19 protein-coding genes and 1 tRNA gene are annotated in these 24,249 nt (G+C 68.5%); 8 read left to right on the top strand and 12 right to left on the bottom strand.

The genetic code is table 11. The features are described 5' to 3' along the window. Positions 1–36 precede the first annotated feature (36 nt). Positions 37–648, top strand: coding sequence for a glutathione S-transferase family protein (locus ABU113_RS05255; RefSeq protein ID WP_454558442.1), 612 nt, complete (start codon positions 37–39; stop codon positions 646–648). A gap of 13 nt (positions 649–661) precedes the next feature. Here the strand turns inward: ABU113_RS05255 and ABU113_RS05250 are convergent, their stop codons facing one another. Both ABU113_RS05250 and ABU113_RS05245 read right to left on the bottom strand, forming a co-directional pair. Then, complete coding sequence (locus tag ABU113_RS05250) at positions 662–976, bottom strand: Rieske (2Fe-2S) protein (protein ID WP_454558441.1); 315 nt, start codon at positions 974–976, stop codon at positions 662–664. 143 nt (positions 977–1,119) lie between these two features. Next, positions 1,120–2,289 (bottom strand): glycosyltransferase, encoded by a 1,170-nt coding sequence (locus tag ABU113_RS05245; protein WP_454558440.1) that lies wholly within the window; start codon positions 2,287–2,289, stop codon positions 1,120–1,122. Positions 2,290–2,434: 145 nt separating this feature from the next. Here ABU113_RS05245 and ABU113_RS05240 point away from each other — a divergent pair, with 145 nt between their 5' ends. The 4 genes from ABU113_RS05240 to ABU113_RS05225 all read left to right on the top strand — a co-directional run bounded on the left by ABU113_RS05240 (position 2,435) and on the right by ABU113_RS05225 (position 7,561). Continuing rightward, positions 2,435–3,286, top strand: a complete 852-nt coding sequence (locus tag ABU113_RS05240) for an outer membrane protein assembly factor BamD (protein ID WP_454558439.1) — start codon at positions 2,435–2,437, stop codon at positions 3,284–3,286. A 9-nt stretch (positions 3,287–3,295) separates the two neighbouring features. Continuing rightward, the gene (recN, locus tag ABU113_RS05235; RefSeq protein WP_454558438.1) at positions 3,296–4,954 is read left to right on the top strand and encodes a DNA repair protein RecN; all 1,659 of its coding nucleotides are present in this window, start codon (positions 3,296–3,298) and stop codon (positions 4,952–4,954) included. A gap of 3 nt (positions 4,955–4,957) precedes the next feature. Next, positions 4,958–7,117: an NAD-dependent DNA ligase LigA gene (gene ligA / locus ABU113_RS05230; RefSeq protein WP_454558437.1), complete on the top strand. Its 2,160-nt coding sequence runs from the start codon at positions 4,958–4,960 to the stop codon at positions 7,115–7,117. 255 nt (positions 7,118–7,372) lie between these two features. After that, a complete protein-coding gene (locus tag ABU113_RS05225) occupies positions 7,373–7,561 on the top strand; it encodes a hypothetical protein (RefSeq protein ID WP_454558436.1) in 189 nt (62 codons plus the stop codon). Between the two features lie 81 nt (positions 7,562–7,642). Here ABU113_RS05225 and ABU113_RS05220 read toward each other — a convergent pair whose 3' ends face one another. Beyond that, positions 7,643–8,587 (bottom strand): 50S ribosomal protein L11 methyltransferase, encoded by a 945-nt coding sequence (locus ABU113_RS05220; RefSeq protein ID WP_454558435.1) that lies wholly within the window; start codon positions 8,585–8,587, stop codon positions 7,643–7,645. 10 nt (positions 8,588–8,597) lie between these two features. Beyond that, entirely contained in the window at positions 8,598–10,949 is a 2,352-nt protein-coding gene (locus ABU113_RS05215; RefSeq protein WP_454558434.1) for an ATP-dependent helicase, read from the bottom strand. 145 nt (positions 10,950–11,094) lie between these two features. Between ABU113_RS05215 and ABU113_RS05210 the strand changes: the two genes are divergently transcribed. After that, positions 11,095–11,676 carry a PadR family transcriptional regulator gene (locus ABU113_RS05210; RefSeq protein WP_454558433.1) on the top strand — a complete coding sequence of 194 codons (582 nt, stop codon included), beginning with the start codon at positions 11,095–11,097 and terminating at the stop codon, positions 11,674–11,676. A 46-nt stretch (positions 11,677–11,722) separates the two neighbouring features. Here ABU113_RS05210 and ABU113_RS05205 read toward each other — a convergent pair whose 3' ends face one another. The 3 genes from ABU113_RS05205 to ABU113_RS05195 are packed head-to-tail and all read right to left on the bottom strand — an operon-like array spanning position 11,723 to position 14,351. Further along, positions 11,723–12,253 (bottom strand): response regulator, encoded by a 531-nt coding sequence (locus tag ABU113_RS05205; protein ID WP_454558432.1) that lies wholly within the window; start codon positions 12,251–12,253, stop codon positions 11,723–11,725. Positions 12,254–12,291: 38 nt separating this feature from the next. Beyond that, positions 12,292–12,882 carry a 16S rRNA (guanine(966)-N(2))-methyltransferase RsmD gene (gene rsmD / locus ABU113_RS05200; protein ID WP_454558431.1) on the bottom strand — a complete coding sequence of 197 codons (591 nt, stop codon included), beginning with the start codon at positions 12,880–12,882 and terminating at the stop codon, positions 12,292–12,294. Next, positions 12,879–14,351, bottom strand: a complete 1,473-nt coding sequence (locus ABU113_RS05195; protein WP_454558430.1) for a pseudouridine synthase — start codon at positions 14,349–14,351, stop codon at positions 12,879–12,881. The genes rsmD and ABU113_RS05195 overlap by 4 nt, the downstream gene beginning before the upstream one ends. A gap of 159 nt (positions 14,352–14,510) precedes the next feature. Between ABU113_RS05195 and ABU113_RS05190 the strand changes: the two genes are divergently transcribed. Beyond that, positions 14,511–14,597: transfer RNA gene (locus ABU113_RS05190), tRNA-Leu, on the top strand. Between the two features lie 365 nt (positions 14,598–14,962). Next, positions 14,963–17,695 carry an HAD-IC family P-type ATPase gene (locus ABU113_RS05185; protein ID WP_454558429.1) on the top strand — a complete coding sequence of 911 codons (2,733 nt, stop codon included), beginning with the start codon at positions 14,963–14,965 and terminating at the stop codon, positions 17,693–17,695. Between the two features lie 103 nt (positions 17,696–17,798). Here ABU113_RS05185 and ABU113_RS05180 read toward each other — a convergent pair whose 3' ends face one another. The 5 genes from ABU113_RS05180 to ABU113_RS05160 all read right to left on the bottom strand — a co-directional run bounded on the left by ABU113_RS05180 (position 17,799) and on the right by ABU113_RS05160 (position 24,248). After that, a complete protein-coding gene (locus ABU113_RS05180) occupies positions 17,799–18,980 on the bottom strand; it encodes a CaiB/BaiF CoA transferase family protein (RefSeq protein WP_454558428.1) in 1,182 nt (393 codons plus the stop codon). A 148-nt stretch (positions 18,981–19,128) separates the two neighbouring features. Further along, positions 19,129–21,657 carry a TonB-dependent receptor gene (locus ABU113_RS05175; protein ID WP_454558427.1) on the bottom strand — a complete coding sequence of 843 codons (2,529 nt, stop codon included), beginning with the start codon at positions 21,655–21,657 and terminating at the stop codon, positions 19,129–19,131. Positions 21,658–21,726: 69 nt separating this feature from the next. Continuing rightward, the gene (locus ABU113_RS05170) at positions 21,727–22,908 is read right to left on the bottom strand and encodes an acyl-CoA dehydrogenase family protein (protein ID WP_454558426.1); all 1,182 of its coding nucleotides are present in this window, start codon (positions 22,906–22,908) and stop codon (positions 21,727–21,729) included. A gap of 16 nt (positions 22,909–22,924) precedes the next feature. Continuing rightward, positions 22,925–23,434, bottom strand: coding sequence for a MaoC family dehydratase (locus ABU113_RS05165; protein WP_454558425.1), 510 nt, complete (start codon positions 23,432–23,434; stop codon positions 22,925–22,927). Continuing rightward, positions 23,427–24,248 carry an HpcH/HpaI aldolase/citrate lyase family protein gene (locus ABU113_RS05160; RefSeq protein WP_454558424.1) on the bottom strand — a complete coding sequence of 274 codons (822 nt, stop codon included), beginning with the start codon at positions 24,246–24,248 and terminating at the stop codon, positions 23,427–23,429. The genes ABU113_RS05165 and ABU113_RS05160 overlap by 8 nt, the downstream gene beginning before the upstream one ends. Between the last annotated feature and the right edge of the window lies 1 nt (position 24,249).

The raw sequence follows: 24,249 nt of genomic DNA, 5'->3' as shown, positions 1-24,249 counted from the left end.
ACAGGCCATTCAAACCGCTTTTCAGGACCGTCCGTCATGTCCATCACGCTGTATCACTGCACCGTTTCCCGCTCGCTGCGCCCGCTGTGGACGCTGGAGGAGATGGGCCTGCCCTATGACCTGGTGATACTGCCCTTCCCGCCCCGGCTGACCTCGCCCGACTTCCTGGCGGTCAACCCGCTGGGCACGGTGCCGTTCCTCGTCGATGGCGAGACGCGGATGAGCGAATCCGTCGCCATGGCCCAGTATCTGGTGGACCGCCATGGCCCCACCGACCTTGCCGTCGCCGTCGATGAACCCGCCTATGGCGACTATCTCAACTGGCTGCACCGCGCCGACGCGACGCTGACCTTCCCGCAGACCATCGTGCTGCGCTACACCCAGTTCGAGCCGGACCCGACGCTGAAAAAGGCCGCCGACGACTATACCGCCTGGTTCTTCTCCCGCCTGCGATCATTGGAGGCGGCGCTCGCGGATCGGGACTATCTGTGTGCCGGGCGCTTCACCATCGCCGACATCTGCGTCGGCTTCGCGCTCTATCTCGCCGACGCGCGGCTGGGCTGGCGGCCCCACTTCAAACCGCGCACCGCCGCCTATTACGAGCGGCTGCTGGCGCGGCCGGCCTTCCAGCGGGCCGCCGCCCTCTAGACACGACACGCCATCAGTCGCCGAGCGAGACCTCGATGGTGCCGTCGGTGACGCGCACCGGGAAGGTGCGCACCGGCTTGCGGGTGACGGTGCCGATCGGCTGGCCGGTGCGCAGGTTGAAGCAGGCACCATGGGCGGGGCAGAACAGCTTGTCGCCGCGCATCTTGCCACCCTCCAGCGCTTGCAGCGCGTGGGTGCAGTTGTTCTCGATAGCGAACACCTCGCCGGCCTGACGACAGATCAGCACCGACAGATCGCCTACCTTGAAGGCACGATTGCTGCCCTCGGCAATGTCATCGAGCGCCGCGACGGCGTGATAGTCGGTCATCCGCATCCTTCTCCCTGAATGGCACCCGACCATAGGCGACCGCACGGGCCTGCGACCACCGGCCAATATGTGTAGGATTGGCAGCCACCACACCGGCCGCCGCCCACCTGATCCACATCCCGCCTGATCAACATCTCGCAGGCTCAGTGCCCGGCGACCAGCCGCTCCAGATGCGCCCGCTTGGCCGAGACATGGCGCGCCCAGGAGAAGCGTTCGGCCGAGGCGCGGGCCGCCTGCGGATCCACCGGCATCGCCAGCACGTCGTTGATCGCCGCCGCCAGGGCCTCGGGTGTCCGCGCCGCCGCCACCCGGCCGGCTTCCGGCCGGTCGATCACCTCGCGGGCGCCGCCGACATCGGTGGTCACCACCGGGGTGCCGGAGGCCAGCGCCTCGATCCAGACATTGGCGAGCCCCTCCCGCTGGCTGGCCAGCGCGAACAGGTCCGCCGCGCGATAGAGCAGCGGCAGGCGGTCGTGGGCGATGGCGCCAAGGAAGCGCACCCGCGCACCGAGCCCGAGCGTGCCCGCCAGCTGCTCCAGCGCCGCCCGCTCGGGGCCGTGACCGGCGATCAGCAGGTCGGCCGCCGGCACCTGGCGCAGCGCGTTGAGCAGCAGCGGAAAGTCCTTCACCGGCGTCAGGCTGCCGACAGAGACGATCAGCGGCCGCCCGGAGTCGCACCCCGGCCCCGGTTCCAGCCCCAGTTCGCCGGCCAGCGCGGCGCGCGCCGCCTGCCGGTCGCCGGGGGCGAAATTGTCGAGATCGACCGCCGTGTAATGCACCCCGATCTTCTCGTCGGGCACCCCCATGGCCTCGATCTCGCCCTTGAGCTTCTCCGACACCGCCGTGATGCCCTGGGCACGGCCGGCTGCCCACAGGATGGCGCGCCGCGCCGCCGGCCGCTGGCCCCAAAGCGCGATGTCGGAGCCACGCGCCTTGATGGTCACCGGCACGTTGAACTCGCGAGCCAGCTGCACCGCCGCCACGCCGCAGGGGTAGAAGAACTGGGCATCGATGGCGTCGAACACGAAGCCTTCAGCCCGCAGCCGGTGCAACACCGGCCGGGCGGCACGCACGATGGCCGCCGGATTGAAGCGCCAGCCGATCGCCGGCAACAGCTGGAACCGTGGCCGGCGGACATCCAGCCCGCGCCAGGTCTCCGCCTCCGGCAGATCGGCCAGCGCCCGGTAGCGGGTCAGCCGGTCCAGCGGCCAGGGCGGCACGCCATTGGGCGCCACCACCGTCGTCGCGATGCCGCTGGCGGCCACGTGTCGCACCGAATTCTCGACGAAGATGCCGAAATTGGGCTGCGACACGTTCGGATAAAGCGTTGAGAAGACGAGGAGGTTCACAGCGCCCCTTGGTGTCGTTACATCCAGCGGTCGCAGCTATGGCAGGGCTTGGCCGCATTCGCAACCAGAGTGCCTTGGCCGATGGCAAACGCTTCGCTAAAGGAAGGTCATGATGAGAACCGACTCGACCCGTTTCCTGCGTCGCGCGCTGCTGGTGCTGGCGGCAGGCCTCGCCCTTGCCTCCTGCGCCAAGGACAAGAAAGAGCTGACCTACGTCGCCCGCGACGTCGAGACGCTCTACAATCTCGGTGCCGACACGCTGGCCAAGGGCCAGTATCGTCAGGCGGCAATGCTGTTCGACGAGGTGGAGCGCCAGCACCCCTATTCGGTGTGGGCACGCCGCGCGCAGCTGATGTCGGCCTTCTCCTACTACCAGGCCAACCGCTATCAGGAGGCGATCCTCGCCGCCCAGCGCTTCCTCAGCCTGCACCCGGGCAACCGTGACGCGCCCTACGCCTACTATCTGATCGCGCTGTCCTATTATGAGCAGATCTCGGACGTCGGCCGTGACCAGAAGGTCACCGAGCAGGCGCTCCAGTCGCTCAACGAGCTGACGCGGCGCTACCCGAACACCTCCTATGCCACCGATGCCCGCCTGAAGATCGACCTCACCCGCGACCATCTGGCCGGCAAGGAGATGGAGATCGGCCGCTGGTACCAGAGCCGGCACGAATTTCTCGCCGCGACGCTGCGCTTCCGCAGCGTCATCGAACGCTACGAGACCACCACCCATGTGCCGGAGGCGCTGCACCGCATGGTCGAGTGCTATCTGGAGCTGGGCATGCGCGAGGAGGCCAAGCGGTCGGCTGCCGTGCTCGGCCACAACTACCCCGGCTCCAAATGGTACGAACGCTCCTACGCGCTGATGAACCGGCTGAAGCCGGTGGCCACCGCACAGCTGCCAGCGCCCACCACGGCACCGGCGGAGCCCGCCGGCCAGCCCGACAAAGCCGGAGGCTGACGCGGGCCCATGCTGACCTCGCTCACCATTCGTGACGTGGTGTTGATCGAGGCGCTCACCATCGAGTTCGAGGGCGGCCTGTGCGCGCTCACCGGCGAGACCGGCGCGGGCAAGTCGATTCTGCTCGATAGTCTCGGGCTGGCGCTGGGCGCCCGCGCCGACGCCGGTCTGGTCCGCAGTGGCGCACCCCAGGCCGCCGTCACCGCCGCCTTCGAGGTGCCTGCCGACCACCCCGCGCGCGTGCTGGTGCGGGAGTCGGGGCTCGACGACGGCGAGGTGCTGCTGCTGCGCCGGGTGCTGAAGGCCGACGGCGGCTCGCGGGCCTTCGTCAACGACCAGCCAGCCGGCGTCGCCCTGCTGCGCGACATCGGCGAGCGGCTGGTGGAAATCCATGGCCAGAACGACGATCGCGGCCTGCTCAACCCGCGCGGCCACCGCGATCTGCTGGACGCCTTCGGCCGCTACCCGTCCCTTACCCAGGCGGTCGCCGACGCCCACGCCGCGTGGGCCGCGAGTCGCGCCGCGCTGGCGCAAGCGCAGGCGGCACTGGTCGAGGCCGAACGGGACCGCGAATGGCTGACGCATACCGTCGACGAGCTTAGCCGCCTCAACCCGGAGCCGGGCGAGGAGCAGGCGCTGGCCGACGAACGCGCCGCCATGCTGAAAGGCCAGCGGCTGGCCGGGGATCTCGATCTGGTGCTCGAAGCGCTGGGGGGCAGCGACGGCGGCCTTGCGGTGCTGCGCCAGGCGGCCCGCCGGCTGGAACGGCTGGCCGGCGAGGACGACAGCCTGCGCGGCGCGCTGGAGGCGCTCGACCGGGCCATCGATGCCGCCAGCCTGAGCGAGGACGACCTCGCCCGCGCCCGCCAGGCCATGGCCTATGATCCGCAGCGCATCGAACTGGTGGAAAGCCGGCTGTTCGAGCTGCGCGGTGCTGCCCGCAAGCACAAGGTGACGGTGGAGGCGCTGCCCGCCTTCACCGCCGAGCTGTCCGGGCGGCTGGCCGCACTGGAGAGCGGCGAGGAAAGCGTCGCCCGACTGACGCGGGAGACCGCCCAGGCCCGGACCCGCTTCAAGGCGGCGGCCGATGCCCTGCACGCCGCGCGCGTCGAGGCGGCCGGCCGGCTGGACGCGGCGGTGGCCGCAGAGCTGAAACCGCTGAAACTGGATGCCGCGCGGTTCCGGACCGATGTCGAGGCGCTGGCCGAGGACGCCTGGGGCGCGGCCGGCCAGGACCGGGTGGCGTTCACCATCGCCACCAACCCCGGCGCACCGTTCGGCCCGCTGACGAAGATCGCCTCGGGCGGCGAGATGTCCCGCTTCATCCTGGCGCTGAAGGTGGCGCTGGCGGCCGACGGTTCGGCCGGCACGCTGATCTTCGACGAGATCGACCGCGGCGTCGGCGGCGCGGTGGCCTCGGCCATCGGCGACCGGCTGCGCCGGCTGGGCGGCCAGACCCAGGTGCTGGTGGTGACACACAGCCCGCAGGTCGCCGCCAGCGGCCACCACCAGTGGCGCATCGCCAAGGCGACCCGCGACGGCGCCACCCGCACCGCCATCACCCGGCTCGACGGCGGCGAACGGCGCGAGGAGATCGCCCGCATGCTCTCCGGCGATATCGTCACCGACGAGGCGCGCGCCCAGGCCGAACGCCTGCTGGGAGCCTGAGCCATGGATCGCCTGCTGACCCGCCGCAAGGGCGTCGACGCGCTGTCGGAGAAGGAGGCGAAGGCCGAGCTGGGCTGGCTCGCCGAGGAGATCGCCGACCACAACCGCCGCTACTATCAGGAGGACGCGCCGAGCATCCCGGATGCCGCCTATGACGGGCTGGTGGCCCGCCACCGGGCGATCGAGGCGCGCTTTCCCCAGCTTGTCGACCTTCTGAGCCCAGCACATCAGGTGGGCGCCGCGCCGGTGTCGAAGTTCCGCAAGGTGCGCCACGCCCGGCCGATGCTGAGCCTCGACAACGCCTTCGCCGACCAGGACGTCCGCGACTTCCTCGACCGGGTGCGCGGCTTCCTCAAGCTCGACGCCGCCGCGCCGGTGGTGGTGACGGCGGAGCCGAAGATCGACGGCCTGTCGCTGTCGCTGCGCTACGAGAACGGCGCGCTGACCGTGGCCGCCACCCGTGGCGACGGCAGCGAGGGCGAGGACGTGACCGCCAACGTGCGCACCATCGGCGATATCCCGCAGCAGCTGGGCGGCGCCGGCTGGCCGGCGGTGCTGGAGGTGCGCGGCGAGGTCTATATGGCCAAGGCCGACTTCGCCGCTCTCAACGAGGCCCAGGCGGCCGCCGGCGACAAGACGTTCGCCAACCCGCGCAATGCCGCCGCCGGCAGCCTGCGCCAGCTCGACCCCGCCATCACCGCGAAGCGGCCGCTCAGCTTCTTCGCCTATGCCTGGGGCGAGGTCTCGGCGCTGCCGGCCGACAGCCAGTGGGAGATGCTGGCGGCGCTGAAGTCATACGGCTTCCCCGTCAACGCGCGGGTGCGTCGCTGCGCCAGCCTGGACGACATCCTCGCCTATTACGCTGAAACGGAGGCTGATCGCGCCGGGCTGGGCTATGACATCGACGGCGTGGTCTACAAGGTCGACCGGCTGGACTGGCAGGACCGGCTGGGCCAGGTGGCGCGCAGCCCGCGCTGGGCGATCGCCCACAAATTTCCCGCCGAGAAGGCCACCACCATCCTGCGCGACATCGAGATTCAGGTCGGCCGCACCGGCGCGCTGACGCCGGTCGCCAAGCTGGAGCCGGTGACGGTGGGCGGCGTCGTCGTCACCAACGCCACCTTGCACAACGAGGACGAGATCGCCCGCAAGGACGTGCGCATCGGCGACACCGTGATCGTCCAGCGCGCCGGCGACGTCATCCCGCAGGTGCTGGGCGTGGTGCCGGAACGCCGCCCCGCGGACGCCCGGCCGTTCGCCTTCCCCCACCTGTGCCCGGTGTGCGGCAGCCATGCCGAACGCGAGACCGGCGAGGTGATCCGCCGCTGCACCGGCGGCTTGATCTGCAAGGCCCAGCGGGTGGAGCGGCTGCGCCACTTCGTCTCCCGCACCGCGCTCGACATCGAGGGGCTGGGGGAAAAGCACATCGAGGCGTTCTTCGCCGATGGCATCATCGATACGCCGGCTGACATCTTCCGGCTGAAGGACCGCGCGGCCGACATCGAGACCCGCGAGGGCTGGGGCCGCCAGTCGGTCGCCCGGCTGCTCGCGGCCATCGAGGCGCGCCGCGCCGTGCCGCTCGACCGCTTCATCTTCGCGCTGGGCATCCGCCACGTCGGCGAGGTGACGGCGCGCGATCTCGCCAAGGCCTACGGCGACTTCGGCGCCCTGCGGGCGGCGCTGGAGGCACTGGGCGCCGAACGTGAGGCGACCATCGCCCGCATGCGCGACAGCGGGCTGGCCGCACCCGACATCGAGAAGAAACTGGCCGCCGAGCTGCAGGCGCGCATCAGCGTCGCCCAGATCGGCCCGGTGGTGGCGGAAGCCCTGGTCGACTTCTTCGCCGAACCGCACAACAGCCAGGTGCTCGACGAACTGCTGCGCGAGGTCACGGTCGAACCTTATGTGTTCGAGACCACCCAGTCGGAAGTGACCGGCAAGACGCTGGTGTTCACCGGCACGCTGGAACAGATGACACGGGACGAGGCGGAGGCCCGCGCCGAACGGCTGGGCGCCCGCATCGCCAAGTCGGTATCAGCCAAGACCGACCTGCTGATCGCCGGCCCCGGCGCCGGCTCCAAGCTGAAAAAGGCCCAGTCGCTGGGGGTTGCCGTCATCGACGAGGCGGCCTGGCTCGACATCGTTGCGCGTTCGCAAGGATAGTCGCCGCCGCCGGGCACCGCCGGCCAATCACAATGTTATGAGGCGCCCCGCCGGCAGCAGGGCCAGGGAATTAGCAGCATCGCCCTCGCCGGGACATAAAATTACGAAACCACGGCCTGCATCAAGAAATCGGCCGCCACAACATATGCAAAAAATGCATGTCTAAGCTGCGGTTTGATGCACTGCACAATCCAATCTGTGCCTCCTATATCACGCTCACGACCAGATTGTGGTCACAATGCAACGGAGGACATCATGAGTGCAGCTTTAGCGCACCTCCCCATCGTGGAGATCCTTGAGGCGCCGGCGCTCAACAAGCCGACCCTCCCCACCCTTGATGCCGCCAACGACGAGGTTCAGCCCTCGCGGCGACCGCGACGCAAGGCGTTCTCGCTCATGCCAGCCATGGAAGAGATGAAACTCTTCCACGCCTGGCGGCCGTAACACCTTACACCGTGGACGGGTCATTGTGCCGTGGATGCCATGCATCCACGGCATTGATGTTTCAGGGGGGGCACGCGCCCGTCAGCGGCGCAGCACCAGCGTCGGCCAGTCGCCGGTCTGGCTGCGGAACACCGGCTTCAGACCATGGGCGCGGTAAGCGCCCGCCACCGCCGCTTCCTGTGTGTCGAGCAGGCCGGCGAGAATCAGCACGCCCCCCGGTGCCAGTGCCGCGCTGATGTCGGCGGCCATGGCGATCAGCGGCGGCGCCAGGATGTTGGCGGTGATCAGATCGTACGGCGCGTTGGCGCGCAGCGTCGCGTGGGCCAGACCGGCGGCGGTGGCGAAGCTGATGCGCCCGGCGCCGACACCGACGCCCACCCCGTTCTGCCGCGCGTTGGCGGCGGCCACCCGGACCGACACGGGGTCGATGTCGCTGGCGGTGACCCGCGCCCGCGGCCAGCGTTTGGCGATCGCGAAGGCGAGAATGCCCGAGCCGGTGCCCAGATCGAGCGCGTTGCGCGGCCGCCAGCATCGCGCCAGCCGGTCGAGCGCGCCCAGGCAGCCGCTGGTGGTGGCGTGCTGGCCGGTGCCGAAGGCCTGACCGGCCTCGATGCGCAGGCCGATATGGTGCGGCCGCAGGCTGTCGGCGCTGAAGCGGGTATAGATATGGAAGCGCCCGGCGGTGATCGGCCGCAACTGGCGCTGGCTCTCCACCACCCAGTCGGCGGGATAGACGGGTTCGACGGTCACGTCCCCGGCGCCGGCACTGGGCGCCAGCGCCCGCAGCGCCGCCAGATCGTCCGCCGTCGGGGCGCTGACGAAAAACGCCTCCAGCACCCAGGCGTCCGGCGCGTGCGCGTCGGGCTCGGTGGTCATCAGCGTCGGCGGCACCGGCAGGTGAGCAAACGCCGGCACCTCGAACGGCACGGCCTCGGCCTCCGCCCGCGTGCAGGGCAGGGTGACGCGCCAGGCCTCGGGTGCGGGACTGGCGGCAGCGGTCGTCTCGGGCGCGGAGATGTCGGACATGGCCGCCCTGTTAGGCGAGGCTGACGAAACTGTCGACCACCCGCTTGCGGCCCGACAGCTCGAATTCGATCTCCAGCTTGTTGCCGTCGACCTCGATCACCGCGCCGTAGCCGAACTTGTCGTGGAACACGCGCGCGCCCACCGGAATCGCCGACACCGGCGACGACACGCTGCGCGACGTTGCCCGGCCCTCGATCAGCGTGCCCCGGCGTCCCCCCGCCGCCGCGCGGCGGGCGCCCAGCGAGTCGCCCGGACGGCCTGCCCCGGCCGCGCCTGCCAGCCCCGCACCCAGCGCCGCCGCCGCCCGCCCCCAGCCGGGGCCGCGACCCTCGCCACGACCGGCAACCCCGAATGGATCGCCGTCGTGGGGCGTCACCGTCCAGCGCCAGTTGGGCGTGGCGCCGCCGCTGAGCGTCGACTCATGATCGACATGCTCGGCCGGCAGCTCGGAAAGGAAGCGCGAGGGAATGCAGGACTGCCACTGGCCATAGACCCGGCGGTTGGCGGCATGCAGGATGGTCGCCACGCGGCGCGCCCGGGTGATGCCGACATAGGCCAGCCGCCGCTCCTCCTCCAGGCTGGCGGTGCCGCCCTCGTCCAGGCTGCGCTGGTTGGGGAACACCCCTTCCTCCCAGCCGGCGAGGAACACGGAGTCGAACTCCAGCCCCTTGGCGGCGTGCAGCGTCATCATCGTCACCTTGTCGTGATCGTCGTTCGCCTCGTTGTCCATCACCAGGGAAACATGATCGAGGAAGGCCGACAGGTTCTCGAACTCCTCGATGGCGCGGGTCAGTTCGTTGAGGTTCTCCAGCCGGCCGGCGGCCTCGGGCGAGCGGTCGGCCTGCCACATGGCGACATAGCCGGACTCCTCCAGCACCAGCCGCGCCAGCTCGGCGTGTGGCAGATGCGGAAGCTCGGCCCGCCAGCGGTCGAAATCGGCCAGCAGATTGCCCAGCGTCTTGCGGGCGCCGGGCGGCAGCTCGTCGGTCTCCACCATCGCCTGGGCGGCACGGGTCATCGGGATGCCCTGGGCGCGCGCCAGCAGATGCACCTTCTGCAGCGTCTTGTCGCCCAGCCCGCGCTTGGGCAGGTTGACGATGCGCTCGAACGCCAGATCATCGTCGGGCTGCATCAGCACCCGCAGATAGGCCATGGCGTCGCGGATCTCGGCCCGCTCGTAGAAGCGGAAGCCGCCGATGATCTTGTACGGCAGGCCGAGCGTGATGAAGCGGTCCTCGAACTCGCGGGTCTGGAACGAGGCGCGTACCAGGATGGCGAAGTCGCGCAGCCGCTGGCCGCGCCCCTGCGCCCGCTCTATGCGCTCGCCCACCGTGCGGGCTTCGTCCGCGCCGTCCCACACCGAGATGACATGCACCTTCTCGCCCGCCTCGCGCGCGTCCGTCCACAGCGTCTTGCCGAGCCGGCCCTGGTTGGCGGTGATCAGCCCGGAGGCCGCGCCGAGAATGTGCGGGGTGGAGCGGTAGTTCTGCTCCAGCCGGATCACCTTGGCGCCGGGGAAGTCCTGCTCGAAGCGCAGGATGTTGCCGACCTCGGCGCCGCGCCAGGAATAGATCGACTGGTCGTCGTCGCCGACACAGCAGATGTTCTTGCGGGCCTGGGCCAGCAGTCGCAGCCAGAGATACTGCGAGACGTTGGTGTCCTGATACTCGTCGACCAGGATGTATTTGAAGCGGCGCTGATAGTCGGCCAGCACATCGGCATGCTGGCTGAAAATGGTCAGCGTGTGCAGCAGCAGATCGCCGAAATCGCAGGCGTTGAGCGTCTTCAGCCGCTCCTGATAGGCGGCGTAGAGGTCACCGCCCTGGCCATCGGCGAACACGCCCTTCTCGGCCTCCGGCAGCTTCTCCGGCGTCCAGCCGCGATTCTTCCAGCGGTCGATGATGCCGGCGAACACCCGTGGCGGCCAGCGCTTCTCGTCAATGCCCTCGGCCTGGATGATCTGCTTGATCAGGCGGATCTGATCGTCGGTGTCGAGAATGGTGAAGTTGGACTTCAGGCCCACCAGCTCGGCGTGCCGGCGCAGGATGCGCGCGGCCACCGCGTGGAAGGTGCCCAGCCACGGCATCCCCTCCACCGCGCCGCCGATCAGCTGGCCAACCCGGTGCTGCATCTCGCGCGCCGCCTTGTTGGTGAAGGTGACGGCGAGAATCTCGCCGGGCCAGGCGCGACCGGTCGCCACCAGGTGCGCCAGCCGGGCGGTAAGCGCGCTGGTCTTGCCGGTGCCGGCGCCCGCCAGCACCAGCACCGGACCGTCGGTGGTCAGCACGGCCTCGCGCTGGGGCGCATTGAGGCTGGCGATATAGGGCGGATCGGCGTGATCGGGGGTCGTGAGGCTGCTCATGCCCCCGGATGTAGCGCAGGACACCGCCCGACGCCACGCGCCTGTGCGGGCCTCCGCGCCGGCTTGCGATACGTCGCGAAGCACAGCCTTGACATTTAGAACAATAAAGATATATCTAAAACATGTTTAGAAAGGAAAGCGACTTATGAGACGACATGGACGTCATCACGACTGGTTCGGCGGCGAAGGCCGCGGACCCCGCGCCGGCGGCATGGGCGGCGGCTTTGGCGGCGGCCCCGGTGGGGGCATGTGGGGCGGCGGACGCCGGCGTGCCCGCATGTTCGAGCACGGCGACCTCAAGCTGGTGGTGCTCAAGCTGATCGGCGAGAAGCCACGCCACGGCTACGAGCTGATCAAGGCCATCGAGGACAGGATGGGCGGCGCCTATTCACCCAGCGCCGGCGTCATCTATCCGACGCTCACCCTGCTGGAGGAACTGGGCCAGGTCAGCGCCGAGCAGGCCGAGAGCAAGAAGCTCTACAGCATCACCGAGGCCGGCCGCCTGGCGCTGCGCGAGCACGCCGCCGCGGTGCAGGGCCTGGAGGAACGCATGGCCTGGGTCCGCGACAAGGAAGCCGGCGGTCCGCCACCGCAGATCCTCCGCGCCATGGAAAACCTCAAGATGGCGCTGCGGCTGCGTCTATCCGGCCAGACGCCGGACGACGAGCAGATCAACGCCATGGCGGCAGCGCTGGATGCCGCCGCGACCCAGATCGAGCGCAGCTGACCCCGATACGCCGGCGATTGCCTGGGCGCGCGACCGACACCGCCGCTCAGGCCCGCAGGCCGCTCAGTTTCTGGTAGAAAGCCGCCCTGTCGATGGGCTTGGGCATGTAATCGTTCATGCCGGCCGAAGCACACTCCTCGGCGTCCTCCGGCGAGGAATTGGCGGTCATGGCAATGATCGGCAGCGACGAAAACACGCCGCCGAGCGCCCGGATGGCGCGGCTGGCCTCGATACCCGACATCTCGGGCATCCGTACATCCATCAGCACGACGTCGAAGTCTTGTTCCTGAACCGCGGCCACGGCGGCGGCGCCATTGGCGACGATCTGGCAACTATGGCCGCCCAGATGCAGCAGGGTCTGCACCAGAAGCTGATTGACGGGGTTATCCTCGGCGACGAGGACACGCAGACTGCCGTCACCCGCAGCAACAGAATCCGACGCCGACAGCGTCGACTTGTTAATATCCGGGTCTTGGCGCCCGGTCGCACTCATTACACCAAGCGACATCGACTTGCCCCTGTCGTTCTCGCCAAAACAGGTCCGCCGATCCATCAAACGCTGATGAACCAGCGGCATTTACCATATGGTCATAAGTGCAATTGGTATACAAGGCATTAACAACTGCCATCGGCAGCGACGGGGCGCAGCAGGCTGATCCTGCTTTTGCCGTAGCTTGCACTGTGGACAACGTCCCAGCCGGCGGCATCCACCGCTTCCTCGCGCGGCGTCTCGACGCTGGCCCAGCTGTGCGGCCCAACCCAGCCAGCCTCGGCAAGCGCGGCCAGCACGGGCACCACCAGCCCCTTGCCATAGGGCGGGTCCATCAGCACGAGATCAACCGGCGTGTCACGCGGCGGCAGCCGGTCGGCGGGCGCCGTCAGCACCGTGCCCCGGGCGGTGGCATCGAACGCGGCCAGTGTCCGGGCGATCGCCTGGCCCGCGCCACGGTTGCTGTCGACGAAGATCGCCCGGGCTGCCCCGCGCGACAACGCCTCCAGCCCCAGGGCGCCACTGCCGGCGAACAGGTCGGCCACCGTCAGCCCCTCCAGGCTGCCGAACCGCGCGGCCAACATGCTGAACAGCGCCTCGCGCACTCGATCGGTGGTGGGACGGACATCCGCCGCCACGGGCGAGGGGATACGCCGACCGCGCCAGCTGCCGGCGATGATCCGCAGCCCCGGAGGTGTTGAGGCGGGCCGACTCATGACCGCCGGCCGCGCGGCTTGCCGGGCCGGCCGCCACCTGGTCGACCGCCACCCGGCCGCCGGCCCTCGCCACCCTGCCCGCGACCGGCGCCCGCGCGACCCGTGCCGCCGCCATCACCGGCGCGGCGTGGCGTGCCGGCGCGACTCTTGCCCTCGGCCGCCCCGGGCCTGCCGGGACGGTCCCGAGCGGACCGATCGCTCGCCGGGCGGGCCGAGGGCGTGATATCCGGCGATCGCCCGCGTGGCGGCCCGGCGACCCGCTCCGGCGCCGATGGGGCCTCGGCGGTCCGCTGCCGGCCACGGGCGGCGCGGCGACCACCAGTTCCCCTGCCGCCAGATCCCTTGCCGCCATCCCCCTTGCCGGCGCCGGTGTCGGGCCGCGCCTCCCCGGCCCGCGCTCCGGTCTGGCGGGGTGCCGGCGCCCGCCGCCCGGCGACGCGCCGGGTGCCACGACCACCGCCGCGACTGCCCTCCTCCCGCACGGGCGGTTCGGGCGTGGCCGGTTCCATCTCGTCGTCCCGCCGGACGCGCACCCGGTGCCCGTCGACCACCAGCCGCGACGGTACGGCCGCCGGTGCCGGTTCCGGCGCGCCCCGTCGCGATGTCGCGCGGCCGGGCCGGCCGGCGGTCTTGTCGTCGTTGCCGGCGGCGCGCAGGTGGTGCCGCTGCCCACTCGCCCAGGCAACCTGGGCTTCCGGCACTTCCTCGATGCTGCCGGGCGCCATGTCGCCGAGATCGAAGTCGCCGTAGCGGACACGGATCAGCCGGGCGACCTGCAAGCCAAGATGCCCCAGCACGTTGCGCACCTCGCGGTTCTTGCCCTCGCGCAGCTTCAGCGACAGCCAGTGGGTGAGCCCCTGACTGGCCTCGACCTCGGCGATGATCGAGCCATAGCGCACACCCTCGATGGCGATGCCCTCGGCCAGTTCGGCCAGCGCCACATGGTCAAGCCGGCCGCGCACCCGCGCCCGATAAACACGCTCCACCTCGTTGGCCGGCAGCTCGAAGCGCCGCTTGAGCGCGCCGTCGTTGGTGAGCAGCAGCAGGCCCTCGGTGTTGTAGTCGAGCCGGCCGATGGTGAGCAGGCGCGGCAGCCCCGGCGGCAGCAGATCGAAAATGGTCGGCCGGCCGGCGGGGTCACGCGCCGTGGTCAGGCAGCCGGTCGGCTTGTGGAAACGCCACATCCGGGTGGGCTCGGCCGCCGCCACCGGCTGGCCATCCACCGTCACGCCGGCGAGCGAGGCGAGCAGCGTCGCCGGGGTATCGAGCGTCTTGCCGCCGAGCGCCACCCGGCCCTCGGCGATCATCCGCTCGACGTCGCGGCGCGAGCCGACGCCGGCACGGGCGAGCAGCTTGGCGATCCGCTGCGGCGCCTCCTCGGGGCTGGTGGCGCGAGCACCTCCGGCTGGGCGACCCGCGGCGGCACGCGGTCGTGAAGGACGGGGACGGGGGGAACGGGCGTCGACCATGGGGCCGCGACTTTCAGAGCAAGAGGGACAGGCAGCACAGGAAGGACACAGGCCAACCGGCAAAGCTGGATCAGGCGGTACCGCGCCCGGCGCGGGAACGCAATCCAGCGATTGACCCGCCCTCCATCGGCTCTATAGTGCCGGCCGCCAAGCCCGGGTGCCCCTGTGGCGGAATTGGTAGACGCGGCAGACTCAAAATCTGTTGCTGGCAACAGCGTGCTGGTTCGAGTCCGGCCAGGGGCACCAATCTTGCGTTCCACCAACCGTGCGCCCCTGCCGTGCCGGCTCGCCCCCCTGGCGCCTTACGCCGGCACCGACTCCCGACAATATGCATGACCCGGTCCAGACTGCCGGCTGTCGCCCTTGATGCGACAGCCACGCCGCGCGGGTGTGCCCGCGACCTGCCATCAATATCGACCAGCGGTTCTTCGACTCCGATCAGGCGACCTGCATCGGCTACTCCTGCCGCGTCATCTGCTCTAGTCTGAGACCACGGCCGGTCCGGTGGCATCGCCGCCGGCCGGGGGAGCGATGCCGGACAGGGGGAAAGCCCGTGCGAAAACTCGTGCCGGCGCCAGGGGGCGGCGAGCCCCGCGACGCAAGGAGCGATCATGACCGCGACCATGACACCACGGCCGCCGCGCAATGATTTCCACACCTTGCCGACGATCGAGGCACTGGCCGCCGTCGATGCCCCGCCCGGCGGACTGAGCACCGAAGAGGCTGATCGGCGCCGGGCCATCCATGGCGCCAACCGCCTGCCGGAGCCGCCGGGACGCAGCGCGCTGGTGCGCCTGCTGGCCCAGTTTCACAACATCCTGATCTATGTGCTGCTGGCCGCCGCGGCGATCACGGCGGCACTGGCGCACTGGGTGGATACCGGCGTTATTCTGGCGGTCGTCATCGCCAATGCGGTCATCGGTTTCATCCAGGAGGGACGGGCGGAAAACGCCATGGCCGCCATCCGCGGCATGCTGGCGCCCCATACCGCCGCGCTGCGCGACGGCAGGCGACGCGACCTGGACGCCGCCGACCTGGTGCCCGGCGACATCGTGCTGCTGGAGGCCGGCGACCGCGTACCGGCTGATCTCCGGCTGATCGAGGCCCGTGGCCTCAAGGCGGAGGAGGCCATCCTCACCGGCGAGTCCGTGCCGGTGGAGAAGGGCATCGAGCCGGTCGCCGCCAGTGCCGCGCTGGGTGATCGCAGCTCCATGCTGTTCAGCGGCACCCTGATCGCGGCCGGCACGGCCCGCGGCCTGGTGGTCGCCACCGGGGCCGCGACCCAGATCGGCCGCATCAGCGGCATGCTGTCGACAATCGAGGCGCTCACCACCCCCCTGGTCCACCAGATGGACATGTTCGCCCGCTGGCTGAGCCTGTTCATCCTGCTGGTCGGGGCCTGCCTGCTCGCCTATGGCGGCTTTGTCGGCCACCTGCCCTTCAGCGAGCTGTTCATGATCGTCGTCGGCCTGGCGGTGGCCGCGATCCCGGAAGGTCTGCCCGCAGTGCTGACCATCACGCTGGCGGTGGGTGTGCAGGCCATGGCGCGGCGCAACGCGATCGTGCGACGGCTGCCGGCGATCGAGACGCTCGGCGCGGTTTCCGTGATCTGCTCCGACAAGACCGGCACACTCACCCGCAATGAAATGGTGGTGACCGCGCTGGCGACGTCGGATGGCCTGTATGGCGTCGAGGGCAACGGTTACGCGCCAATGGGCACCATCCGGCGGGGGGACCGCGTCATCGACGACCCGACCCGCGACGAGCTGCTCATGGCCTTCGCCCGGGCGGCGGCCTTGTGCAACGATGCCGCGGTGCATCTCGACGGCGAACAATGGCGGGTCGAGGGCGACCCCATGGAAGGCGCGTTGATTGCACTGGCCGGCAAGATCACCGGCGACGGCCCCGACTCATTCCCGCATGCGACACGTACCGACGCGATCCCCTTCGACGCCGCCCACCGCTACATGGCGGTGCTGCACCATGACCACGAGGGCCATGGCTTTGTGCACGTCAAGGGCGCGCCGGAAGTCGTGCTGGGCATGTGCCGGCACCACCAGGTCGCCGGCGGCGGCACGGCCCCGATCGACCCCGGCTACTGGAATGACCGGATCGAGGAACTCGCGGCCGAGGGCCAGCGGGTGATCGCCGTCGCCGCGCGCGCGATGCCGCAGAGCAAGACCGTGCTCAACAACCGGGATCTCGATGGCGAACTCACCCTGATCGGCCTCGTCGGCCTCATCGACCCGCCCCGGCCGGAGGCCGTGGCGGCCGTCGCCGAATGTCATGCCGCCGGCATCCAGGTGAAGATGATCACCGGCGATCACGCCGCCACCGCCCGCGCCATCGCCGCGCAGATCGGCCTGCGCAACACATCGCGCGTGCTCACCGGCGCCGACCTCGACCGGATGGACGATGCCGAACTGAATGTGGCCGCGATGGAGACCGACATCTTTGCCCGCACCTCGCCGAGGGACAAACTGCGGCTGGTGACCGCCCTGCAGTCACGCGGCCTGACGGTGGCGATGACCGGCGATGGCGTCAACGATGCCCCGGCGCTCAAACGGGCCGATGCCGGCGTCGCGATGGGCCAGAAAGGCAGCGAGGCCGCCAAGGAGGCATCGGAGCTGGTACTGGCCGACGACAACTTCGCGTCCATCGTCGCCGCGGTGCGCGAGGGCCGGACCGTCTATGACAACATCAAGAAGGTGATCAGCTGGACGCTGCCCACCAACGCCGGTGAAGCCCTGACCATCATGATCGCCCTGCTGGCCAGCATGACGTTGCCGGTGACCGCCGTGCAGATCCTGTGGGTCAACCTCATCACCGCTACCACCCTGGGCATCGCTCTTGCCTTCGAACCGAGTGAAACCGGCACCATGCGCCGGCCGCCGCGCCCCCGCGAGGCGCCATTGCTGACCGGAGAACTGGTCTGGCACATTCTTCTGGTCTCCGGCCTGTTCGTGGCCGCCGTGTTCGGCGTCTTCGCCTACGCCATTGATCGCGGCTACCCGACCGAACTGGCCCAGACCATGGCGGTCAACATGCTGGTGGTACTGGAGATCTTCCACCTGTTCTTCATCCGCAACATCCACGGCACATCGCTGACCTGGGCGGCCGTGCGCGGCACGCCGGTGGTATGGTTCTCGGTCGCCACAATCACGGCGGCACAGTTCGCCATCACCTACCTGCCGCCGTTGCAGGCAATCTTCGGCACCCATCCGGTGCCTCTGGCGGATGGCGTCCTGATTGTCGGTGTCGGCGTGGTATTCTTCGCGCTGATCGAACTGGAGAAGCAGATGCGGCTGACCTTCCGGCACGCCAGCACATCGCCCCACCCATGAACGCAATCGCGCCAGACTGAAACCAGTCTGGCGCGATCCCGGACATACGATTTCGCGTAACAAGCCCCGCCGCGCCCGCCAGCGGACAGGGCGCGCCGACAACTCAGATCACGCCGTCGGCCTTCAACTCCTCCATCTTGCCGCGGCTCATGCCAAGCACGCCGCCATAGATATCCTCGTTGTGCTGCCCCAGCGTCGGGCCGGCCCAGGCGACTTCGCCCGGCGTTTCCGAGAGCTTGGGAAACACATTCTGCATCCACAGGTTCTTGAACTCGGGATGGGCGACCTTGACCAGCGCCTCGCGCGCCTTGAAGTGCGGATCGGCCAGCATGTCGGGCGCCTTGTAGATCTTGCCCGCCGGCACGCCATTGGCCTCCAGGTGGTCAAGCAGCGCCGCGCTGTCCCACTCCTTCGACCAGGCGTTGATCATCTCGTCCATCTCGACCTGGTGCTCGCCACGGGCATGGTGGGTGGCATAGCGCGGATCGCTGCCCAGCTCGGGGCGACCCATGGCCTCGGCCATGCGCTTCCACACGCTGTCCTGGTTGGCGGCGATGAGAATCTCGCCGTCCTTGGTGGTGTAGACGTTCGACGGCGCCACCTTGGGCAGGATCGAGCCGGTGCGCTCACGGATGAAGCCGGCCTCGGTATATTCCGGCACGGTCGATTCCATCATCGCCAGCACCGCCTCGTAAATGGCGGAATCCACCACCTGGCCATGGCCGGTGCGGTTGCGATGCTGCAGCGCCATCAGCGCGCCAAGGCAGGCGAAGGTGGCCGCCAGCGAGTCGCCGATCGACAGGCCGACGCGGCTGGGCGGCGTCGACGGGTCACCGGCGAGATTGCGCATGCCGCCCATCGCCTCGCCGATCGAGCCGTAGCCGGCGCGCCCGGAATAGGGACCCGTCTGACCGAAGCCGGTGACGCGGATCATGATGAGCGCGGGATTGAGCGTCGACAGCGTGTCGTAGCCGAGATTCCACTTCTCCATGGTGCCGGTACGGAAATTTTCCAGCAGGAAGTCGGACTTCTCGGCGAGCTGGCGGACGATATCCTGGCCGCGCGGATCGCGCAGGTTGAGCGTGATGCTCTTCTTGTTGCGGGCAACCACCGGCCACCAGACCGGCTTGTTGCGGCCCCACTGGCGCATCGGGTCGCCCTCGCCGGGCTGCTCGATCTTGATGACCTCGGCACCGTGATCGGCCATCAACTGGCCGCAGAACGGGCCGGCGATCAGCTGCCCCATCTCGACAAGCCGCAAACCCTGCAACGCACCCGATGTCATCTCTCACTCCTCATTCAATCCTGGCGAGGCGGACCTTCAGACCCGGCCATCGCAAAAACCCGGGCCGGCCAGGGCCGGCCCGGGGTACGCACTAACAACCTCACAGGAGGTCTTACACGCCGGCTCGCAACACCTAGCCGGCAGACGGTCAGAACTTGTAGGACAGTTCCAGACCATAGCTGCGACGACCGCCAGGCGTCAGGAACACACCGCCGAACTCCGGCGCCGGGATGACTTCCGCCACGTACTTCTTGTTCAGCAGGTTGTCCGCGAAGGCGCTGACGGTCCAGTTCTCGGCCTTCAGGCTGAGTCGGGTGTTGAGCACGCCGTAGGCATCACGCTGGGCGTTCTTCAGGTTGGCATCCAGCCCGAAGATGGTCGGGATGGTGTTGTCCTGCACCGTGTGGAACCAGGTCTTGCCGGTGATGCGGTAGTCGGCCCGCATCAGCACCGACAGCGCGTCGTTGATCGGCGCTTCCATCTGGCTGCCGATGTTCAGCGTGTAATCGGCGGTGTACGGCGACTTGTTGCCCACGGTGTAGGGCCGCGCGCTGTTCTTCTTGATCTTGCTGTCGGTGACGTTGAACGACCCGAACACCGACCAGCCGTCGATCACCCGCATGCTGGCGGAGCCTTCCAGACCGTAGAGCTCCACCTTGTCGATGTTGGAGACCACGCGCAGCAGGCCGAACGGACCGACGAAGAACTCGAAGAACTGCATGTCCTTGACGGTGGTGTAGTAGCCCGCCAGCTCGTAGCTCAGGCGGCCGTCGAAGCCACGGCCCTTGATGCCCGCTTCAAAGGCGCTCGAACGTTCCTTCTTGTAGTCGTCGAAGATCGACAGACCGGAGTTGAACTGCGCGTTGAAGAAGTTGTCGACCACCGACTGTGAGCCGGCGGCGTTGAAACCACCCGACTTGAAGCCGACGCCCCAGTTGGCGAACAGCGAGGTCTCCGGGTTGACCTTGTAGCTCAGCGTGACCTTCGGCTGCAGCTGCTTGTAGGTCTGGTCGCGGTCGGCCAGCACGCCGCTGGGATTATAGGCGGGGTCGAGGCCGGGGTTCAGATAGTAGTTGGCCGGCGTGGTCGCGGTACCGTTGGGGTTGCCGGTGAGCGGGTTGCCGACCCAGCGGGTCATGCGGCCCGTCGGCACGTTGTTGCTGGTGGAACGGTCCTCGATGTCATAACGCAGCGCCAGGCCGACCTTGAAGTCGTCGGTGACGTCATAGTCGAGCGAGCCGAAACCCGCATAGACCTTGGTCTTGTAGGTGTCGTCGGACAGCGCCTCGGTCGGGTTGGTCGGATCGGTGGTATAGCACTCGCGCACCACGCCCTGGCCGGTGTCGAGGCCGAGGTTGATGCAGGTGCGACGATCCAGCGTCAGGAAATAGGCGCCAACCTGCCAGCGCAGCGAGTCAATCTCGCCGACCAGCCGGATTTCGGCGCTGAAGTCTTCCTGATTGCGGCGCTGATACTGGGTGCCGTCGCAGGTGGTCGGCGAATAGGCCTGCGAACTGACGAAGAGGCCGCCGAGATAGGCCTCGTCAAACGGCGCCTGGTTGACCACCGGCACGGCTGCCGCGCCGGAGGCGATGCAGTTGGGCTCGCCGGCGAAGAAGCCGAACGCGCCGCTGGTGCCGTCGGCGTAGAAGTCGTTCTTGATGTTCGAATAGGCGACATAGCCGATCAGGTCGAACGAGCCGAACGACTGCGTCAGACGCGCGGAGGCCTCGATGGTCTCCTGGGTGTTCAGCGGGTCGACGTTGGGCGTGAAGATGAACTTGTGGTCGTTGATGTCGATGTTGAACACCTTGTCGGCGCCTTCCAGCGCCGGGATCTGGAACGCCGCGTTGTAGCTGATGGCGCCGCTGCGCACCTTGCCGTAACGGGCCTTGAGATCGATCTCGGTGTCGTCGCTCGGCGTGATCAGCAGCCGGCCGTTGACGTTCCAGCGCTCGTAATTGTCAACCGACTTCGCCTTGGTGCTGTTGCCGGGATACATGGTCTGGGCAAGCGGCGTCGGCAGGAAGCTGTTGCGGAAGAAGCCGTCCGAGCGCGAATAGTCGCCGTTGACGACGAAGCCGACCTTGTCGTTGATCGGACCCGACAGCAGGGCCGCCGCCTCGATGGTCTCGTTGTTGCCATAGCTGACGCGCGCGCTGCCTTCCAGCTCGTCGCCCGGCTTCTTGGTCGAGATAACGATGGCACCGGCGGCCGCGTTGCGGCCGTAGATCGCGCCCTGCGGGCCTTTCAGCACTTCGATCTGCTGCACCGAACCCTGATCCTGGTTCAGCGCCGAGGTGTTGGACTTCAGGATGCTATCGACAACCAGCGCGACGTTGCTTTCCGCGTCACGCGCGCCGTTGAGGCCGCGGATGTTGATCTGGGTATCGGAAGCCTCGACGTTGCCGGTGACGATGGTCACGCCCGGCGTCAGCTGCACGAAGTCAGCCGCCACGCGGGCGCCGGTATTCTCGATGGCTTCCGCCGTCAGCACCGACACCACCGCCGGCACGTCCTGCAGCTTTTCATCGAACCGGCGGGCGGTCACGACGATTTCGCCGATATCGGCGGTTTCAGCCGCCGGGGCTGCTTCCTGAGCGGCCAGCGGCGTGGTGAAGCCCAGGGCGACCGTGGTCACCAGGGCGGTTGCAAGCTTGAGTTCTGGTTTGGTCATGATTTCCCCCATGTCCCTTTCCGTTGTTGATGCCTCCAGTGCTCCCCAGAGACTTTTCTTGTTATGGAATCAGGCGGCGTGCCGCTTGACCCACTGCTTCGAAATGATGATCCGCTGCATTTCATTGGTGCCTTCACCAATGCACATCAGCAGGGAATCCCGGTAGTAGCGTTCAATCTCATATTCCTTGGAGTAGCCGTAGCCGCCAAAAATGCGCATGGCTTCCTCGGAATTACGGACCGCCGCTTCGGACGCGAAATATTTCGCCATCCCGGCTTCCATGTCACACCGCTGGCCACGGTCGTAAGCCTCCGCCGCGTCCATGGTCAACAGGCGGGCAGCGCGTGCACGCGTCACCATTTCACCGATTTTCAGCTGAATCGCCTGATGCTCGCAAATCGGCTTGCCCATGGTCTCGCGCATGGTGGCGTATTCCGTCGCCAGTCGCAGCGCGCCTTCCGCCAGGCCGACGCCGCGCGAGGCGACATTGATGCGCCCCAGCTCCAGCCCGCCGGTGGCCTGCTGGAAGCCCAGGCCCTCGACACCGCCGATCAGGTTGGCCGCCGGCAGCCGGTAATTCTCGAACACCAGTTCGGCGCTGTCGATGGCGTTATAGCCCAGCTTCTTGATCTTCTTGCCGACCGTGAAACCGTCGTGCTTGGGCGCGATGAACAGGCTCATGCCCTTGTAACGCGGCTCGGCCTTCGGGTCCGTCTTCACCAGCAGGGCGAAGCAGTTGCCGTGAATACCGTTGGAGATCCAGGTCTTGGTGCCGTTGATGACATAATCGTCGCCATCGCGCACCGCGGTCGTGCGGATCGCCTGCAGGTCGGTGCCGGCATTGGGCTCGGTGAGGGCCAGGCCGCCGCGGATTTCACCGGTGGCGAACTTCGGCAGCCACAGCGCCTTCTGTTCCGGCGTGCCGAAACGCTCGACCGCCGCCGCCAGCATCAGGTGGGAATTGAAAATGCCGGTCAGCGCCATCCAGTACGAGGCGATGCGCGAGACGATCTTGACATAGGTGGTCGCCGGCAGGCCAAGGCCGCCATATTCCTGCGAGATAGTCGCGCCGAACAGCCCCATCTCCTGCATCTGGGCGACCAGTTCGGCGGGCCACTTGTCGGCATGGTCGTGCTCCATCACCACCGGACGCACGTCCTTCTCGATCCAGCGATCGATGGTGTTGAGCAGGATCGCCTCGTCCTGCGGGTCAATGGTGCGCAACGGCGCGCTCTGGTTGGTTCCGCTCATCAACGCAAACTCCCGCTCAATCGTCGGCCGGGCCGAAGCCCTGCTTCCACACCAGCATCGATCGTTCGAAGGTGCACACCACGTCGCCATGCTGGTTGCGGCCGGTGGTCCTGACCGTGACGACGCCCTGCTGCGGCCGCTTGGCGGACTCGCGCTTGGCCAGCACCTCGCTCTCGCCGTACAGCGTGTCGCCGCAGAACAGCGGATGGGTGAGCTTGATGTCGCTCCAGCCGAGGTTGGCCACCGCCTTCTGGCTGACGTCGCTGACGCTCATGCCCACCAGCACCGCGACCGTGAACGGCGAGGCGACCAGCGGTTTGCCGAACTCGGTCTTCTTGGCATATTCATAGTCGAAGTGCAGGGGATGCGTGTTCATCGTCAGCAGCGTGAACCACACGTTGTCCGCGTCGGTGATGGTCCGGCCCGGGCGATGCTCGTAGATATGCCCGACCTCGAATTCCTCGTAGTAGCGGCCGAACGTCTCGCGGAAACGCCCCGGCGCGACTTCGATGACCCCCTTACGCATGATCCTTCTCCTCAAACGCCACCAGACGCTCCAGTCGCCGCACCAGCGGCGCTTCCAGCATCCGGCCCTTGTATCGAACGGCCTGTCCGCCGCCGGCGGCGAACGCCGCCAATGCCGCCCGCGCCTCGGCGATATCCGCCGGCTGCGGCTGCATGATGTTCTGAATGATCGCCACCTGGTCCGGGTGAATGGCCGCCTTGGCGGCGAAGCCCAGCGCCTGGGCCCGACGTGTCTCCAGCGCCAGGCCATCGGCGTCCGCCATGTGCACGAACGGCACGTCGATGGCCGGTACGCGCGCTCGCGCGCACGCCAGGATCAACTGGCCGCGTGCCACCGCCAGCGGCTCCCACGCCAGCTCGACCCCCAGCTCCCCGGACAGGTCGCCGCCGCCAAACATGACGGCGACGACCCCGGGGGAAACAGCAATTTCAGTGGCGGCGGCCAGCCCCGCCGCCGTTTCGATCAACGGAATGAACGCCGGCACGCCCACCGCCTGCAACGGCGCCAGTTCGCCGGCGCTTTCCACCATCGGCACCAGCAGGGCGTCCGGCATGACGCCGGCATCCTTGAGGGCCAGCAGGTCGCGCAGCCCCGCCTCGGTTTTCAGGCCGTTGATGCGCACCGCGATGCGCTCGCGCGGCAGCGACGGCAGCGCCGCCACCACGGCGGCGCGCGCCTCGGCCTTGGCGGTGGCCGGCACGGCGTCTTCCAGATCGATGCACACCAGTTCAGCGCCCGAGGCCAGCGCCTTGCCAAAGCGTTCCGGCCGGTTTCCCGGCACGAACAGCAGGCAGGAGGCGGCGAGGCGGTGCATG

The sequence above is a fragment of the Parapedomonas caeni genome (assembly GCF_041060555.1).
Lineage (GTDB): Bacteria > Pseudomonadota > Alphaproteobacteria > Sphingomonadales > Sphingomonadaceae > CAUJIW01.
The sequence above is the reverse complement of the archived record's forward strand: the minus strand, read 5'-3'. Positions and strand labels throughout refer to the sequence as shown.

Bases quoted from the DNA above. Each gene is read 5' to 3' on its own strand.
- ABU113_RS05250 (WP_454558441.1), bottom strand. From the start codon at position 976: ATGACCGACTATCACGCCGTCGCGGCGCTCGATGACATTGCCGAGGGC.
- ABU113_RS05220 (WP_454558435.1), bottom strand. From the start codon at position 8,587: ATGTCCGACATCTCCGCGCCCGAGACGACCGCTGCCGCCAGTCCCGCA.
- ABU113_RS05205 (WP_454558432.1), bottom strand. From the start codon at position 12,253: ATGCCGCTGGTTCATCAGCGTTTGATGGATCGGCGGACCTGTTTTGGC.
- ABU113_RS05240 (WP_454558439.1), top strand. From the start codon at position 2,435: ATGATGAGAACCGACTCGACCCGTTTCCTGCGTCGCGCGCTGCTGGTG.
- ABU113_RS05160 (WP_454558424.1), bottom strand. From the start codon at position 24,248: ATGCACCGCCTCGCCGCCTCCTGCCTGCTGTTCGTGCCGGGAAACCGG.
- ABU113_RS05210 (WP_454558433.1), top strand. From the start codon at position 11,095: ATGAGACGACATGGACGTCATCACGACTGGTTCGGCGGCGAAGGCCGC.
- ABU113_RS05170 (WP_454558426.1), bottom strand. From the start codon at position 22,908: ATGAGCGGAACCAACCAGAGCGCGCCGTTGCGCACCATTGACCCGCAG.
- ABU113_RS05180 (WP_454558428.1), bottom strand. From the start codon at position 18,980: ATGACATCGGGTGCGTTGCAGGGTTTGCGGCTTGTCGAGATGGGGCAG.
- ABU113_RS05165 (WP_454558425.1), bottom strand. From the start codon at position 23,434: ATGCGTAAGGGGGTCATCGAAGTCGCGCCGGGGCGTTTCCGCGAGACG.
- ABU113_RS05215 (WP_454558434.1), bottom strand. From the start codon at position 10,949: ATGAGCAGCCTCACGACCCCCGATCACGCCGATCCGCCCTATATCGCC.
- ABU113_RS05195 (WP_454558430.1), bottom strand. From the start codon at position 14,351: ATGGTCGACGCCCGTTCCCCCCGTCCCCGTCCTTCACGACCGCGTGCC.
- recN (WP_454558438.1), top strand. From the start codon at position 3,296: ATGCTGACCTCGCTCACCATTCGTGACGTGGTGTTGATCGAGGCGCTC.
- rsmD (WP_454558431.1), bottom strand. From the start codon at position 12,882: ATGAGTCGGCCCGCCTCAACACCTCCGGGGCTGCGGATCATCGCCGGC.
- ABU113_RS05175 (WP_454558427.1), bottom strand. From the start codon at position 21,657: ATGACCAAACCAGAACTCAAGCTTGCAACCGCCCTGGTGACCACGGTC.
- ABU113_RS05255 (WP_454558442.1), top strand. From the start codon at position 37: ATGTCCATCACGCTGTATCACTGCACCGTTTCCCGCTCGCTGCGCCCG.
- ligA (WP_454558437.1), top strand. From the start codon at position 4,958: ATGGATCGCCTGCTGACCCGCCGCAAGGGCGTCGACGCGCTGTCGGAG.
- ABU113_RS05185 (WP_454558429.1), top strand. From the start codon at position 14,963: ATGACCGCGACCATGACACCACGGCCGCCGCGCAATGATTTCCACACC.
- ABU113_RS05225 (WP_454558436.1), top strand. From the start codon at position 7,373: ATGAGTGCAGCTTTAGCGCACCTCCCCATCGTGGAGATCCTTGAGGCG.